This is a genomic window from Streptomyces sp. NPDC093064 (genome assembly GCF_044754605.1).
Taxonomy (GTDB): domain Bacteria; phylum Actinomycetota; class Actinomycetes; order Streptomycetales; family Streptomycetaceae; genus Streptomyces.
In genome coordinates, this window is record NZ_JBIVPK010000036.1 from 15,131 (window position 1) to 29,470 (window position 14,340).

The 14,340-nt window shown below is 73.3% G+C and carries 10 protein-coding genes, 2 tRNA genes, 1 other RNA gene and 1 pseudogene; 7 read left to right on the forward strand and 7 right to left on the reverse strand.

Going from position 1 to position 14,340, the window contains the following annotated elements:
• Nucleotides 1–116: 116 nt before the first annotated feature.
• The gene (locus ACIQFZ_RS31200) at nucleotides 117–692 is read right to left on the reverse strand and encodes a DUF1990 family protein (RefSeq protein ID WP_402692790.1); all 576 of its coding nucleotides are present in this window, start codon (nucleotides 690–692) and stop codon (nucleotides 117–119) included.
• 51 nt (nucleotides 693–743) lie between these two features.
• Here ACIQFZ_RS31200 and ACIQFZ_RS31205 point away from each other — a divergent pair.
• A pseudogene (locus ACIQFZ_RS31205) lies at nucleotides 744–1,368 on the forward strand (tyrosine-type recombinase/integrase); the annotation flags it as partial.
• Between the two features lie 62 nt (nucleotides 1,369–1,430).
• Here ACIQFZ_RS31205 and ACIQFZ_RS31210 read toward each other — a convergent pair.
• Nucleotides 1,431–1,518 (reverse strand) — tRNA-Ser (locus ACIQFZ_RS31210).
• Between the two features lie 72 nt (nucleotides 1,519–1,590).
• On the opposite strand from ACIQFZ_RS31210, the gene ffs reads away from it, so the two are divergent.
• From ffs to ACIQFZ_RS31240, 6 genes are all read left to right on the forward strand, one after another.
• An RNA gene (gene ffs, locus ACIQFZ_RS31215) (signal recognition particle sRNA small type) lies at nucleotides 1,591–1,689 on the forward strand.
• Between the two features lie 44 nt (nucleotides 1,690–1,733).
• Nucleotides 1,734–4,025 carry a DNA polymerase III subunit gamma and tau gene (locus ACIQFZ_RS31220; protein WP_402692791.1) on the forward strand — a complete coding sequence of 764 codons (2,292 nt, stop codon included), beginning with the start codon at nucleotides 1,734–1,736 and terminating at the stop codon, nucleotides 4,023–4,025.
• A gap of 160 nt (nucleotides 4,026–4,185) precedes the next feature.
• Nucleotides 4,186–5,439 (forward strand): phosphoribosylamine--glycine ligase, encoded by a 1,254-nt coding sequence (gene purD, locus ACIQFZ_RS31225; RefSeq protein WP_365420832.1) that lies wholly within the window; start codon nucleotides 4,186–4,188, stop codon nucleotides 5,437–5,439.
• Nucleotides 5,440–5,732: 293 nt separating this feature from the next.
• Nucleotides 5,733–7,724, forward strand: coding sequence for a hypothetical protein (locus ACIQFZ_RS31230; RefSeq protein WP_402692792.1), 1,992 nt, complete (start codon nucleotides 5,733–5,735; stop codon nucleotides 7,722–7,724).
• Nucleotides 7,725–7,988: 264 nt separating this feature from the next.
• Complete coding sequence (locus ACIQFZ_RS31235) at nucleotides 7,989–9,482, forward strand: N,N-dimethylformamidase beta subunit family domain-containing protein (RefSeq protein WP_365420838.1); 1,494 nt, start codon at nucleotides 7,989–7,991, stop codon at nucleotides 9,480–9,482.
• An 86-nt stretch (nucleotides 9,483–9,568) separates the two neighbouring features.
• Nucleotides 9,569–10,468, forward strand: a complete 900-nt coding sequence (locus ACIQFZ_RS31240) for a phosphoribosylaminoimidazolesuccinocarboxamide synthase (protein ID WP_365420841.1) — start codon at nucleotides 9,569–9,571, stop codon at nucleotides 10,466–10,468.
• 44 nt (nucleotides 10,469–10,512) lie between these two features.
• On the opposite strand, the gene ACIQFZ_RS31245 is transcribed toward ACIQFZ_RS31240, so the two are convergent.
• The 5 genes from ACIQFZ_RS31245 to ACIQFZ_RS31265 form a co-directional block, all read right to left on the reverse strand.
• A tRNA-Gly gene (locus tag ACIQFZ_RS31245) sits at nucleotides 10,513–10,585 on the reverse strand.
• Nucleotides 10,586–10,608: 23 nt separating this feature from the next.
• Nucleotides 10,609–11,232 (reverse strand): response regulator transcription factor, encoded by a 624-nt coding sequence (locus tag ACIQFZ_RS31250; RefSeq protein ID WP_365420844.1) that lies wholly within the window; start codon nucleotides 11,230–11,232, stop codon nucleotides 10,609–10,611.
• Nucleotides 11,229–12,488 (reverse strand): histidine kinase, encoded by a 1,260-nt coding sequence (locus tag ACIQFZ_RS31255; protein ID WP_365420847.1) that lies wholly within the window; start codon nucleotides 12,486–12,488, stop codon nucleotides 11,229–11,231. Before ACIQFZ_RS31255 ends, ACIQFZ_RS31250 begins: the two co-directional genes overlap by 4 nt.
• Before the next feature lie 41 nt (nucleotides 12,489–12,529).
• A complete protein-coding gene (locus ACIQFZ_RS31260) occupies nucleotides 12,530–13,306 on the reverse strand; it encodes an ABC transporter permease (RefSeq protein ID WP_365420850.1) in 777 nt (258 codons plus the stop codon).
• Nucleotides 13,303–14,280 carry an ABC transporter ATP-binding protein gene (locus ACIQFZ_RS31265; protein WP_402692793.1) on the reverse strand — a complete coding sequence of 326 codons (978 nt, stop codon included), beginning with the start codon at nucleotides 14,278–14,280 and terminating at the stop codon, nucleotides 13,303–13,305. Before ACIQFZ_RS31265 ends, ACIQFZ_RS31260 begins: the two co-directional genes overlap by 4 nt.
• Between the last annotated feature and the right edge of the window lie 60 nt (nucleotides 14,281–14,340).

Sequence of the window (14,340 nt, forward strand, 5' to 3'; positions counted from 1 at the left end):
ATCTATCTCAGTGCAGTGCGAGTCCTTGATCAGGGCATTTCGTCGGTTCCCCACGGCGCGAGCCACCCGCGCCCCGTCTCCGGCCCGCCGTCCCGCGTCGGCTGCAGGACGGCGGGTCACTCCACGTCCGCTCCCCGACGGGTCAGCAGGGCGCGCAGATAACGTCGCCGGAAGACCCGCTGCGCGACCAGCAGCACCGGGAACACCGGGCGCCACCACCCGTGTGGGGCGGCACCGGTCAGGGAGCGGATCGTCAGCGCGACCGTGCCGTCGGGGGACCGGTGGGCGATGAAGGCCTCCTCACCGCTGACGGGGTGACCGGGCAGGGTGCCGTAGGCGAAGCCGCAGCGGTCCGGGGTGTCGACGACGGCGACGACCCGGACCGGCTCCCGCACCACGCATGGACCGAATGCCGCGGTGACCTGGTACTCCGCCCCCTCGACGACCCGCTCCCCGGCACCGTCGCGGCCACTGACGGTGAAGCCGCTGCGCCGCTTGACGCCCCATCGCAGCACCGCGTCCGCCGCGGCTTGCCAGTCCGCCTCCCCGCGGCCGATGACGACGGTACGGGCATAGGGGCGCAGACCTGTGTTCCCCGACGGCCATGGCTCGTCGGCGGGGCGGGTCGCCCCGGCCGGGCCGTAGGTGAGTGCGCCGGCTGCCGGGCCGCGTCTCGTACGGCTGTGGGGCATGACGCTCCTGTGGGGCGTGCGGGCGGGCGGGCCGTGATCGTAACGCGGTTGAAGCAGCGCGACGAGGGTTCGGCACGTCAGCCCGGTAAGCCGTGGACCGTCGCGAAGTGGCTCGAGCACTGGGTAGAGATGATCAGCGAGAGCACTTACGCCGGCTACGAGGTGGCTGTTCGGGTGCACCTGATCCCCGGCATCGGCAAGCATCGGCTTGGCCGCCTGGAACCGGAGCGCCTGGAGAGCCTGTACCGCCGGATGCAGAACGCCGGCAGCAAACCGGGCACTGCTCACCCAAGGAAGCACAAACGCGAGAGCGTGAGGCCGCCGGGAACCTGTGGGTGGGGTCGGAGTACGTGTTCACCAAGCGGTTGGGCGGGCCGCTCAGCCCGAACACGGACTATCACGACTGGAAGCGGCTACTGGAAGACGCGGGGGTCCGCGACGGCCGGCTGCATGACGCTCGCCACACGGCCGGCACCGTCTTGATGCTGCTGGGGTTCCGGACCGGGTCGTCGATCAGATCATGGGATGGGAGCCGGGCTGCGCCGCCCGGATGTGGGCGCGGTATCTGCACGTGACCGATCCCATGCTCAAGGAGGCAGCCCGGAAGACCGAGCGCGCCATCTGGGGAGCCCCGGAAAACCTCGTTGTGGACAAAGGCCAGGACAACGAGGCGTGAGGACAACGTCGAAGGGCCCCCTGTTTCCAGGGGGCCCCTCGACATCGTGCCCGGTGAGGCACTGGCGGAGGATACGAGATTCGAACTCGTGAGGGGTTGCCCCCAACACGCTTTCCAAGCGTGCGCCCTAGGCCTCTAGGCGAATCCTCCGCCGGAAACATTACATGACTCGGAGGAGTGCTCGCGAACTCGTTCCCGGTCCCCAGGATCGGGTACTCTTTGCGCAGCCCCTCACGCGGCGCTATCTGACTGAACTCCCCCAGGGCCGGAAGGCAGCAAGGGTAGGTCGGCTCTGGCGGGTGCGTGGGGGGCGCTTGCGTCCGCGGCCGGACACGTTGTCGGTGGGCGCCTATAACCTCGTATGCGTGTCGTCTCTCGCGCTGTACCGCCGCTATCGCCCGGAGTCGTTCGCCGAGGTCATCGGGCAGGAGCATGTCACCGACCCGTTGCAGCAGGCGCTGCGGAACAACCGGGTCAATCACGCGTACCTGTTCAGCGGTCCGCGCGGGTGCGGCAAGACGACCAGCGCGCGGATCCTCGCCCGTTGCCTGAACTGCGAGAAGGGGCCGACGCCGACCCCCTGCGGTGAGTGCGATTCCTGCCGTGACCTGGCCAGGAACGGCCCGGGGTCGATCGACGTCATCGAGATCGACGCCGCTTCGCACGGTGGCGTGGACGACGCCCGCGACCTGCGCGAGAAGGCCTTCTTCGGGCCCGCCCGCAGCCGGTACAAGATCTACATCATCGACGAGGCCCACATGGTCACGTCGGCCGGTTTCAACGCGCTGCTCAAGGTCGTCGAGGAGCCGCCGGAGCACCTGAAGTTCATCTTCGCCACGACCGAGCCCGAGAAAGTCATCGGGACCATCCGGTCGCGCACCCATCACTACCCCTTCCGCCTGGTGCCGCCGGGCACCCTGCGGGACTACCTCGGCGAGGTCTGCCAGAAGGAGGACATCCCCGTCGAGGAGGGGGTGCTGCCCCTCGTCGTGCGGGCCGGCGCCGGATCCGTGCGTGACTCCATGTCCGTCATGGACCAGCTGCTCGCCGGTGCGAGGGAGGAGGGTGTGACGTATGCCATGGCCACCTCGCTCCTCGGGTACACCGACGGCTCGCTGCTCGACTCCGTCGTCGAGTCCTTCGCCTCCGGTAACGGCTCCGGCGCCTTCGAGGTCGTCGACCGAGTGATCGAGGGCGGCAACGATCCCCGTCGGTTCGTGGCCGACCTGCTGGAGCGGCTGCGGGATCTGGTGATCCTCGCCGCCGTCCCGGACGCCGCCGAGAAGGGGCTCATCGACGCCCCGGCCGACGTCGTCGAGCGGATGCAGGCCCAGGCCCGCTCCTTCGGCGCCGCCGAACTGAGCCGAGCCGCCGACCTCGTCAACGAGGGGCTGACCGAGATGCGCGGCGCCACCTCGCCCCGTCTCCAGCTCGAACTGATCTGCGCCCGCGTACTGCTGCCCGCCGCCTACGGCGACGAGCGGTCGGTGATGGCCCGCCTCGACCGGATCGAGCGCGGCGTCAGCTTCTCCACGGGCGCGGCTGCGCCTGCGATGGGGTACGTGCCCGGACCCGACGTGCACGGGGGAGCGCCGACCGCGGCGGGGGGCCCCGCGGGTGCGGCGCCGGCACCTCCGGCTCCTGCTGTTCCGCCTGTTCCGCCGGGCGGTGGGCCCGCCGCGGCTCGGGCGGCCGTGCGGGGCACGGGGGCCCCTGACGCGCCCCCCGAACCGCCCGCGCCCGCCCCTAGCGACCGTCCCCAGGAGGCGGCTCCGCCCGCCCCACCGGCCGCTCCCGCCCCCCCTGCCGCCCCGTCGGCCGCCGCACCCTCCGCGCCCGGTGCCTGGCCTACCGCGGCGGCCGCTGGCGGTGGCCGCCGGCCGGGCGGCTGGCCCACCGCGGCAGCCCCGGGCGGTGGGCAGGCACCGGGTGCGCCGAGTGCGCCCAGTGCCCCGGAGCCCGCACAGCAGGCACCCGCGGCGAGGCCTGCCGCCGCACCGGTGTCCCCCGCCCCACCGGCCCCGGCGGGCGGCGGGCTCGACCCCCGCGCCCTCTGGCCGAACATCCTCGAAACGGTGAAGAACCGCCGTCGCTTCACCTGGATCCTGCTCAGTCAGAACGCCCAGGTCTCCGGTTTCGACGGCACCACCCTCCAGATCGGCTTCGTCAACGCCGGCGCCCGCGACAACTTCGCGAGCAGCGGCAGCGAGGACGTGCTGCGCCAGGCGCTGGCCGAGCAGTTCAACGTCCAGTGGAAGATCGAGGCGATCGTCGACCCGACGGGCGGGGGCGGCTCCGCGCCCCCGCCCCCGGGCGGCGGCTACGGCGCGGGCCCCGGAGGCGGCGGCTACGGCAGCGGCGGTGGCGGCGGCTACGGCGGTGGGGGAGGCGCGGCAGCGCAGCGTACGGCGGCTCCCCAGGCCACGGCTCCGGCGGCGCCCGCTCCCGCCTCGTCCCCGAGCCGGCCGCCGTCCGCGGCGGCACACGCGCCCGCCCCGGCGCCCCGCCCCTCCGCCCCCGAGCCGGCTCCCGTCGCCCCCGAGGACGACATCCCCGAGGACGACGACCCGGACCTCGACGAGTCGGCCCTGTCCGGTCACGAACTGATCGTGCGGGAGCTGGGCGCGACGGTGGTCGAGGAGTATTCGGCGGAGTAGCGGAGCTGCTGAGGGGCGGAGCGGCGCTGTGGGACCTCGGTCCCGTCCCGGCTCGGCCCACTCGACCGGCCCCCGCTCGGAGGAACCTACGAACACCCCGCCGCCGTCCCCTCGGCGGCCCGCACAAAGGGCCCCGCGCCGCTGCCGTTAGGCTGACCTCGTGAAGGTCCTCGTCATCGGCAGCGGCGCCCGCGAGCACGCCCTGTGCCGTTCCCTGTCCCTCGACCCCGCCGTCACCGCGTTGCACTGCGCGCCCGGCAACGCCGGCATCGCCGAGGTCGCCGAGCTGCACCCGGTCGACGCCCTCGACGGCGCGGCCGTGTCCGCGCTGGCCGCCGAGCTGGGTGCCGACCTCGTGGTCGTCGGCCCCGAGGCCCCGCTGGTCGCCGGGGTCGCCGACGCCCTGCGCGAGGCGGGCGTTCCGGTGTTCGGCCCCTCCAAGGAGGCCGCGCGGCTGGAGGGCTCCAAGGCCTTCGCCAAGGACGTGATGGCCGGGGCGGGCGTACCCACGGCCCGTTCGTACGTCTGTACGACGGCCGAGGAGGTCGACGCGGCCCTCAATGCCTTCGGCGCCCCCTACGTCGTCAAGGACGACGGGCTCGCCGCCGGCAAGGGCGTCGTCGTCACCGACGACATCGAGGCGGCCAGGGCGCACTCGGCGGCCTGTGACCGGGTGGTGATCGAGGAGTACCTCGACGGACCCGAGGTCTCCCTCTTCGCCGTCACCGACGGCGAGACGGTCCTGCCGCTCCAGCCCGCCCAGGACTTCAAGCGGGCGCTCGACAACGACGAGGGCCCGAACACCGGCGGCATGGGCGCGTACTCCCCGCTGCCCTGGGCCGACCCCAAGCTCGTGGACGACGTCCTGCACAGCGTCCTTCAGCCCACCGTCGACGAGATGCGCCGTCGCGGCACGCCGTTCTCCGGCCTGCTCTACGCGGGGCTCGCCCTCACCAGCCGCGGCATCCGCGTGATCGAGTTCAACGCCCGTTTCGGCGACCCCGAGACCCAGGTGGTCCTCGCCCGCCTCCAGACGCCGTTGGCGGGTGTCCTGATGGCCGCCGCCACCGGTGATCTCGCCCACCTGGAGCCCCTGCGCTGGAGCGACGACGCGGCCGTCACGGTGGTCGTCGCCTCGCACAACTACCCCGGCACCCCGCGCACCGGCGACCCGATCACCGGCCTCGACGAGGTGGCCGCGCAGGACGCCCCCCACGCGTACGTGCTGCACGCCGGTACCCGGCGCGAGGGCGACGCCGTTCTGAGCGCGGGTGGCCGCGTGCTGTCCGTCACGGCGACAGGCAAGGATCTGACCGAGGCGCGCGACCGCGCCTACACCGCCGTCGCCCGTGTCCGTCTCGACGGCTCCCAGCACCGCTCGGACATCGCGGCGCGGGCCGCGGCGAACGCGTAGCGCGGCAGCCCGCCCCTACCTTCGCACCGGTTCTTCCCACCGGCCCCGTTCCTCACCGGCAGGCCCCGGCTTCATGAGTCGGGGCCTGATCATTGCGCTCTGTCGTCCGGCTCTGACCAAAGCCATTCCATCGAGTGAGCAATGCTCCATCCGGCTGACGCGGGCCGGGGGCCCAACTAGGGTGCGCGCAGGCATTCCGGCACTTGGCCCACCGGCATTGCGATGTCAGTCATGGGTGCCACAGTGGGGGAATGAGCAACGCCAGGACAGTCGGGAGGGGGTGACGGGCGGTCGTGACCGGTATGGGTGTGGAGGTCGCTGTGCAGGCCGCGCGCTCCAGGGCCCTGGCCGTGCTGCGCGTGCGCAGCCGGGCGCTGGCCCTCGCCCTGCTGCCCGCCGCCCTCGCCGTGATCCTGCTCGCCGGCGGCTCGGCCGGGCACCTCGTGGGCCGCGGCTGGGACGTCGCCCGCTGGGTGGTCGGCGCCGTCGCGGTCGTCGTCCTGCTCCTGGCCGCGGGCATCGGGCTGGTCGTGGCCCGTGCCCGCCCCGCGATGAGCCCGACCGTCCCGATAGCCGAGGAGTCGGCCCCGGACCTGTACCGCCTGGTGCACGACCTGGCCGACCGCCTCGGCGTCCCCGCCCCGTCGGCCATAGAGCTCACCCCGGACTGCGACAGCTGGCTGGAGGACCGTACGCACCCGGCCCACGGCCCCCCACCGGGGGAGGATCACCTCCATGACGAGCCGGACGCGCTGCGCGGGCTCTCCTCGGCCCGCCCGCGCCGGACGGCGGCGGCGCCCGTCCTCGTCATCGGCTCCCCGTTCCTGTGGTGGATGCGCGTCGGCGAACTGCGGGCCGTGCTCGCCCCGGTCGTCGCCGGTACGGGACCCTCGGCGCACCCGGACATAGCCGCGGCCCGGCGTCTCGTCCGTGGTCTGGACGCGGCGGTGGCCGTCGCCTCGACACCCGGCCGGCGCCCCCTGATCCGCCCGGTGTACGTCGGTCTCGGCTGGGTGGCCCGGCTGCTGCTGCGCGGCTGCCGGGAGCACGCGGCCCAGATGGAGCGCGGCGTGGCGGCCGCGGCGGCGGAACGCGCACAGGCCGTGGACTACGGGCTCAGGATCGTCGCCCAGGAGCAGGTGGGCCTGGCGTACGCGGGCTGGGACCGGCTGCTGACCCGGGTCGCGCTCCCCGCCTGGCGCATGGGCCGCTGGCCCTCCCGCCTCGACGCCGGTGTCGTCGCGGCCCTCACCGAACTGTCCCGCCGCGACCGCCTGGCCGAGGGTTTCGCCTCCCGGCTCGGCGAGCGACCGGCCTGCGACCTGCTGGAGGAGCCCGGCGTCATCGACGAGGCCGCCTCGCTGCTGGCCGCGCGCCTCTTCCACGGCGGCCCCGCCGAGCGCGGCCCGGACTGGTGCCCGGTGGACTGGCAGGAGTACCCGGACGAGGTCGTCGACCGCAAATGGCGTACCGACGCCGCTCGCCTCCACCGCGTCCTGGACGCCCTGGGCGTCCGCCGCTCCCCCGGCTCCGCCGCCGATCCGCACGGACCGACCCTGGCCCGGGTCCTGGAGCACCTGTCCGCTCCGCCCCCCTCCGGCAAGCTCCCCGAGCGGACGGGCCTCCCGGCCGACGACGCCCGGCCGGCTCACGGCGACGGCGCGTACCACCCGTACGGCGGGCACGGCGAGCAGGGCGGGCACGGCGAGCACGGCGACAACCAAGGTCACGGCGAGTACCGAGAACCGACAGACCACGCAGACCACGCAGACCACACACACCCCGCAGACCCCGCAGAACACGACCGGCATGCGACTCCGGAGCACCACACCGCCCCCGAAGAGCCCGCCCCGCCGGACGAAGACCCCGGCCTCGGCAGCGAGCGCGGCGCCGCCCTCGCGGCCGGCATCAGCGCCGAGCTGGCCCGCGAGGAGGCGTCGGCGCCACCGGCGTGCACGGCGTCGGCGGTAGCCGACCAGCTCGGCGGCACACCCCTTCGCAACGAGGACTCGCTGCCCCTCTTCCCGCTCGAACCACCCCGCACCGGCCGCGAACTCCTCGCCGACCACGTCACCGCGATGGTGTGCTGCGCCGCGATGGACACCGCCGACGCCTCCCCGGGCCTCGACTGGCTCGACGGCCCCGCCCTCCTGATCAACGGTGTGAGGGCCGCCGACCTCAGCCCCAAGGTCCTTGCCCTGGTCGAGGACGGTGACCCGGTCCCGCTGCGGACCTGGCTGGTCGACTCGGGCATACGTCCGGAAAAGCCCGTACGGCTGGTCTGACCCGGGCCGACGCCGTCCCGGCGGCCGCGTTACCGGATGCCCCTCTTCCACTTTCGGCCAATTCACAACGAATAGTGACAGGATGCGCGCGTTATGTGATGTGCTGGGACCGATAGCGCACGTGGCAAGCGCGTGCGACATACGACAGCCACAGCCGGACACGCCGACCGTCACACGCCGACCCGACCCGTCGGCATCCGCGGCCACCGACAGACCCGCACCGCCGCATGACAGACCACGGGGGCACGAGGGAGGGGATCGGGCATGGGATCGGAGCAGATTCGCCGCTGGGAGTCGGGAGCCCTCGCGCACGCCGTGACGGACCCCTTCGGCCTGGGCCCCGTCCCCTGGCTGCGCGGCAGCGAGACGTACTTCGACGACACCGGCCACGTCGTCCCCTGGTACGTCGATCCGTCCCCGCAGCCGGCGCCCGGCGGCCCCCGCGTTCCCGCCCCCCGTACCTCCGGCGTCGGCCCCCGTTCCGCCGACGACGTCCACCGGCAGATCAAGGGCTTCGTCTCCACCGGCGCCGTCACGCCCGGCGAGGCGATCGACTTCCACATCACCGTCGACCCGCCCCAGCAGTTCGGCGTGGACGTCTACCGCATCGGGCACTACGGCGGCGACGGCGCCGCCAAGATCACCACCAGCCCGCGCCTGTCCGGCATCGTCCAGCCCCCGCCGCTGACCGCCGACCGCACGGTCTCCTGCCACCACTGGTGGCTGTCCTGGCGGTTGCAGGTGCCGTCCTCCTGGAGCGTCGGCGCGTACGTGGCCGTGCTCACCACCACCGACGGCTACCGCTCCCACATCCCGTTCACCGTCCGCGACAACCGCCCCGCGGACCTGCTGCTGCTCCTGCCCGACATCACCTGGCAGGCCTACAACCTCTACCCGGAGGACGGCCACACCGGCGCCAGCCTCTACCACGCCTGGGACCAGCACGGCCGACTGCTCGGCGAGGCCGACGCCGCGACCACGGTCTCCTTCGACCGCCCCTACGCGGGCGCGGGCCTGCCCCTGCACGTGGGCCACGCCTACGACGTCATCCGCTGGGCCGAGCGCTACGGCTACGACCTCGCCTACGCCGACGCCCGCGACCTGCACGCCGACCGGGTCGACCCCACCCGCTACCGCGGCCTGGTCTTCCCCGGCCACGACGAGTACTGGTCGGCGGGCATGCGCCGCACCGTCGAACTCGCCCGCGAGCACGGCACGTCCCTGGTGTTCCTGTCGGCCAACACCATGTACTGGCAGGTCGAACTGGGTCCCTCCCCGTCCGGCGTCCCCGACCGCCTGCTGACCTGCCGCAAGCGCAGGGGCCCCGGCCGGCCGGTGCTGTGGCGGGAGATCGACCGGCCCGAGCAGCAGATGGTCGGCATCCAGTACGCCGGGCGCGTCCCCGAGCCGCATCCGCTGATCGTCCGCAACGCCGACCACTGGCTCTGGGAGGGGACCGGGGCCGAGGAGGGCGAGGAGATCGCGGGCCTGGTCGCGGGCGAGGCCGACCGCTACTTCCCGCGCACCCCGCTGCCCGAGTACCAGGACCGCATCCTGCTCGCCCACTCCCCGTACACGGACGGCGAGGGCGTGACGCGCCACCAGGAGACGTCCCTGTACCGGGCCCCCTCCGGCGCCCTGGTCTTCGCCTCCGGGACGTTCGCCTGGTCCCCGGCCCTGGACCGCCCCGGCCACGTCGACGCCCGGGTCCAGCGCGCCACCGCCAACCTCCTGGATCGCATCTGCAAGCGCGACTGAACGCCACCGCGGAGCCACCCCAGCCCGGAACCGATCCCTCCCATACGGGAGAATCGAACCATTGGACAGAACCACGGGGAGGAACCGTGTCCGGATTCGTCGAAAAGCCCGAGCCGATCCAGGTTCCGGGCCTGGTGCATCTGCACACCGGCAAGGTGCGCGACCTGTACCAGAACGAGGCGGGTGACCTCGTCATGGTCGCCAGCGACCGCATGTCCGCCTACGACTGGGTGCTGCCGACCGAGATCCCCGACAAGGGCCGCGTCCTCACGCAGCTGTCCCTGTGGTGGTTCGACCGGCTCGCCGACCTGGCCCCGAACCACGTCCTGTCCACCGAGGTGCCCGAGGGCGCTCCCGCCGACTGGGCGGGCCGCACCCTGATCTGCAAGTCCCTGCGGATGGTCCCCGTGGAGTGCGTGGCCCGCGGCTACCTCACCGGTTCGGGCCTGGCCGAGTACGAGCAGACCCGCACGGTCTGCGGCCTCGCCCTGCCCGAGGGCCTGACCGACGGCTCCGAGCTGCCCGCCCCGATCTTCACCCCGGCCACCAAGGCCGAGGTCGGCGAGCACGACGAGAACGTCTCCTACGAGGAGGTGGCCCGCCAGGTCGGCGCGGAGACGGCCGCCCAGCTGCGCCAGGCGACGCTCGCCGTCTACGGCCGGGCCCGGGACATCGCCCGCGACCGCGGGATCATCCTCGCCGACACCAAGTTCGAGTTCGGCTTCGAAGGGGACACGCTCGTCCTCGCCGACGAGGTCCTCACCCCGGACTCCTCCCGCTTCTGGCCGGCCGACCAGTGGCAGCCGGGCCGCGCCCAGCCCTCGTACGACAAGCAGTACGTCCGCGACTGGCTGACGTCCGCCGAGTCCGGCTGGGACCGCAGGAGCGAGCAGCCCCCGCCGCCGCTGCCGGAGCCGGTCGTGGAGGCGACCCGGGCGAAGTACGTGGAGGCGTACGAGCGGCTGACGGGAACGAGCTGGTCGTAGCAGACGAAAAGACCCCGGTCCGATGGACCGGGGTCTTTTTCCCGAGCGGACGACGAGGCTCGAACTCGCGACCTCAACCTTGGCAAGGTTGCGCTCTACCAACTGAGCTACGTCCGCATTGCGCCGTGGCGCGAGGCCAACTATACCCAACCTCGCTCCCGTGCGAGCCGTACTGCCGCATGTCGATTCTCCGCGCCCAGTTTGGTCACGGCCGACGACAGGTAGTTCCGTACGGTCCCCGGTGACAGCGCGGCCCGCTCGGCGATCTCCGCGACCGGTGCCCCGTCGGCGGCGAACTCCAGTACCTCGGCCTCCCGCGCGGTCAGCGGGGAGTCCCCGGCGGAGATCGCGTCGGCGGCCAACTCCGGGTCGACGTAGCGGTTTCCGGCATGCACGGTGCGGATGATCTCGGCGAGCCGCTGGGCGCTGACGGTCTTCGGGACGAACCCGCGCACACCCGCGGCAAGCGCCCGCTTCAGGTGTCCGGGCCGTCCGTGACTGGTCACGATCAGCACCCGGCAGTCCGGCAGTTCAGCGCGCAGGGATGTGGCGACCTTCACACCGTCCGCGCCCGGCATCTGCAGATCCAGCACGGCCACGTCGGGCACGTGCGCTCGCGCCATGGCCAGCGCCTCCGGTCCGCTCGCCGCCTCCGCGACGACCAGCAGGTCGTCCTCCAGCGAGAGCAGGGCCGCGAGTGCGCCGCGGATCAGGTGCTCGTCGTCGGCCAGCAGCAGCCGTACGGGCACGGGGGACGTCGTCATCGGGTGGCCTCGCTCAACGGACGGGCGGTCTCGGGATCGGCGGCGGGCGGCGGCAGCGGCACCTCGGCGGTCAGCCGGAACCGGCCGCGTTCCGCGGGACCGGCCCGCAGGGTGCCGTCGAGTTCCGACAGCCGTTCCCGCAGACCGGCGAGCCCGGAGCCCGGCCGGTCACCGGCGGGGGACTCGGGCACCCCGTCGTTCTCGACGCACAGCTCGGCCCGGCCGCCTGCGACGCGCAGGGACACGGTGCACCGCTGGGCGTCTCCGTGCCGCAGCACATTCGTGGCGGCCTCCCGGACGACCCAGGCGAGCGCGGACTGCACCGGCGCGGGCAGACCGGCCGGCGAGCCGGTGACCGCGCAGTCGATGCCGGCCGCCGCCAGGACGCCCTGGGCGCCGGCGAGTTCCGCGGCGAGGTCGGCCTCCCGGTAGCCGCGGACCACGGCACGGACCTCGCGCTGCGACTCCTGGGCCAGCCGCTGCACCTCGATCATCTGCTCCACCGCCTCGGGCCGGCCGCGCCGGCCCAGTTGCACGGCCAGCTCCGCCTTCAGCGCGATCACCGCGAGGTTGCGCCCCAGCACGTCGTGCAGGTCCCGCCCGAACCGCAGCCGCTCCTCGGCGACCGCGAGCCGGGCGCGGGTCTCCCGGGCCTCGTCGAGCGCGTAGACGGCGTTCAGCAGCCAGACGGAGAAGACGGAGGTGAAGGCGACGAACGCGCCGCCGACCAGCACCGCGCCCGCCGTGACCAGCGCGGCGATGCCGCGGATGCCCAGCGGGGAGGCGCAGAGACCGGCGCCGGCCGCGAAGCCCAGCACGATCGCGACCACACGCTGCCGGTTGCGCACGCCGAGCGCGAGGATGCCGGCGCCCAGGACCAGCACGCCCCCGAAGACTGAGCCGGCCGCGGTGACGACCGCGTCGGCCTTCGGGCCGTGCGCGCGCTCCGCCACCGCGATCGCCACGGTGGCGGTCGCCGCGGTGACGGCGGCCAGCGTCCACAGCATCCGCACGGGCTGTGGACGGCGGCCGCGTGTCCAGTCCAGCGCCCGGGACGCCGTCACCGCACAGGTCAAGGAGTGTCCGCACGCCAGAAGCAGCAACCAGGTCCCCGGGTTCGGCCCCGCTTCCCGGAAGGCCGAGAGTCCGAGAGTGACCGCCTCGATCAGCGCGAAGAAGTGAAACGACCACCGTGTGTACGTCTCGACCTTCGCCGGCGTGCTCTTGCCGCGCCACCAGCCAACGGGCCCGCGCATGGTCTCTTCCCCCACTCTCCCCCTGCCTCTCATGCCACGTCTCAGCGCCTCGGCTCCCAGCGGAACCGGCGCCGTACAGCAAACACCGCGATCGCGATCCAGGCGAGCGCGACGGCCAGGGCCCGAAGGGTGTCGTAGACGCTCAGGTCTCCGGTCCAGCCGCCGCGCACCAGCGTGATCACCGGAGTCAGCGGCAGCAGCTCGCAGAACCGGGCCAGCCGCTCGGGCAGCAGCTCCAGCGGCACGGTCAGCCCGGAGCCCACCATCGAGACGATCAGCAGCGGGAGCGAGGTGACCTGGGAGCTCTCGGTGGTCCGGGTGAAGCTCGCGGTGACGGCCGCCAGCAGCACGCTGAGCAGCAGACCCGACAGAAGCCCGACGACGGCGAGGTGGGGCGCGCCCGGGGCGGGGACGTGGAGCAGCGCGGTGCACGCGCCGGTCAACAGCAGGCACTGGACGAGGCCGGTGGCGACGGCCGGCAGCGCGGCCCCGGTGAGGATCTCGGCGTCCCGCAGCTCGCCCGTGCGCAGCCGCTTGAGGACCAGTTGCTCGCGCCGGGAGACGAACACGCTGACGAGGGTGGAGTACACGGCGAACAGCAGGGAGAAGCCGATCGCGGCGGGCAGGATGACCAGCCCGATGGTCAGCCCGGCGTCCTTCAGGTTCATCTGCGCGGCCGCCGTCCGCACGCTGAACGGCAGCACCAGCGGCAGGAGCACGCCCGCCACCAGGGCGCTCCGGCTGCGGGCCAGCAGGGCCAGCTCGGCGCGTGCGAGCGCGGCCATCCGGCCGGCGGGGGTGGTGACGGCGGCGCTCATGCTGCGTGCTCCTTGTGCTCCTTGTGCTCCATGGACCCCTTCGTCCGAGGCGCGGCGGCGTCCCGCGCGATGCCGAGGAACGCCTCCTCCAGCGAGGCCGACCGCACGTCGAGCGCGCGCAGTTCGACCCCGACCCGCCGGGCCCACAGCAGCAGTTCCGTGGCGGTCCGCTGGAGTTCGTGGGTGCGCAGCCGTACGGCGCGGCCGTCCAACTCGTGATCGCACACGCCCAGTTCGGCGAGCGGGGGCAGGTCGCCCAGGAAGAAGCCCATGGGTAGTTCGAAGGAGATCCGGGACGGCTGTGCGGCGGTCACCTCGGCCGGGGTCCCGGCGGCCGCGATGCGTCCCTCGTGCAGGATCGCGATCCGGTCGGCGAGCCCTTCGGCCTCCTCCAGGTAGTGCGTGGTGAGCAGCACGGTCGTCCCGCCGTCGCGCAGCGCCCGCACCAACTCCCAGGTGTCCCGGCGTCCTTCGGCGTCCAGCCCGGTTGTCGGCTCGTCCAGGAACAGCACCTCGGGCTCGCCGAGCAGCGCGAGCGCCAGGTCCAGGCGGCGCCGTTCGCCGCCGGACAGCTGCTTGACCCGTACGTCCGTCCGCCGCTCGAGTCCGACCAGCGCCAGCACCTCGTGGGGCGGGCGGGCCCCGCTGACACAGCCCGCCCACATCCGCGCGGTCTCGGCGACGGTCAGCTCGGAGGGGAAGCCGCCCTCCTGGAGCATCACCCCGATGCGCGGCCGCACCAGCGCCCGCTCGGCGTACGGGTCGTGTCCGAGCACCCGTACGCGCCCCGAGGTCGGTGCCGCCAGGCCCTCCAGGAGTTCGACCGTCGAGGTCTTGCCGGCGCCGTTGGTGCCCAGCAGCGCGAAGATCTCGCCCGGGGCCACGTGGAAGGAGATACCGCGCACCGCCTCGAATCCGCCCTCGTACACCCGCTGGAGGCCGGTCACCTCAATCACGTGCTCGTCCGTGTCCATGGATCCAGCGTCCCGGCGGCCGGGGCGCCACAGCAGTGCGCGGTGTCATCACCCGGCATG

Coding starts and splice junctions, on each gene's coding strand:
- ACIQFZ_RS31200 (WP_402692790.1), bottom strand. CDS start 692: ATGCCCCACAGCCGTACGAGACGCGGCCCGGCAGCCGGCGCACTCACC.
- ACIQFZ_RS31235 (WP_365420838.1), top strand. CDS start 7,989: ATGGGATCGGAGCAGATTCGCCGCTGGGAGTCGGGAGCCCTCGCGCAC.
- ACIQFZ_RS31250 (WP_365420844.1), bottom strand. CDS start 11,232: ATGACGACGTCCCCCGTGCCCGTACGGCTGCTGCTGGCCGACGACGAG.
- ACIQFZ_RS31255 (WP_365420847.1), bottom strand. CDS start 12,488: ATGCGCGGGCCCGTTGGCTGGTGGCGCGGCAAGAGCACGCCGGCGAAG.
- ACIQFZ_RS31260 (WP_365420850.1), bottom strand. CDS start 13,306: ATGAGCGCCGCCGTCACCACCCCCGCCGGCCGGATGGCCGCGCTCGCA.
- ACIQFZ_RS31265 (WP_402692793.1), bottom strand. CDS start 14,280: ATGGACACGGACGAGCACGTGATTGAGGTGACCGGCCTCCAGCGGGTG.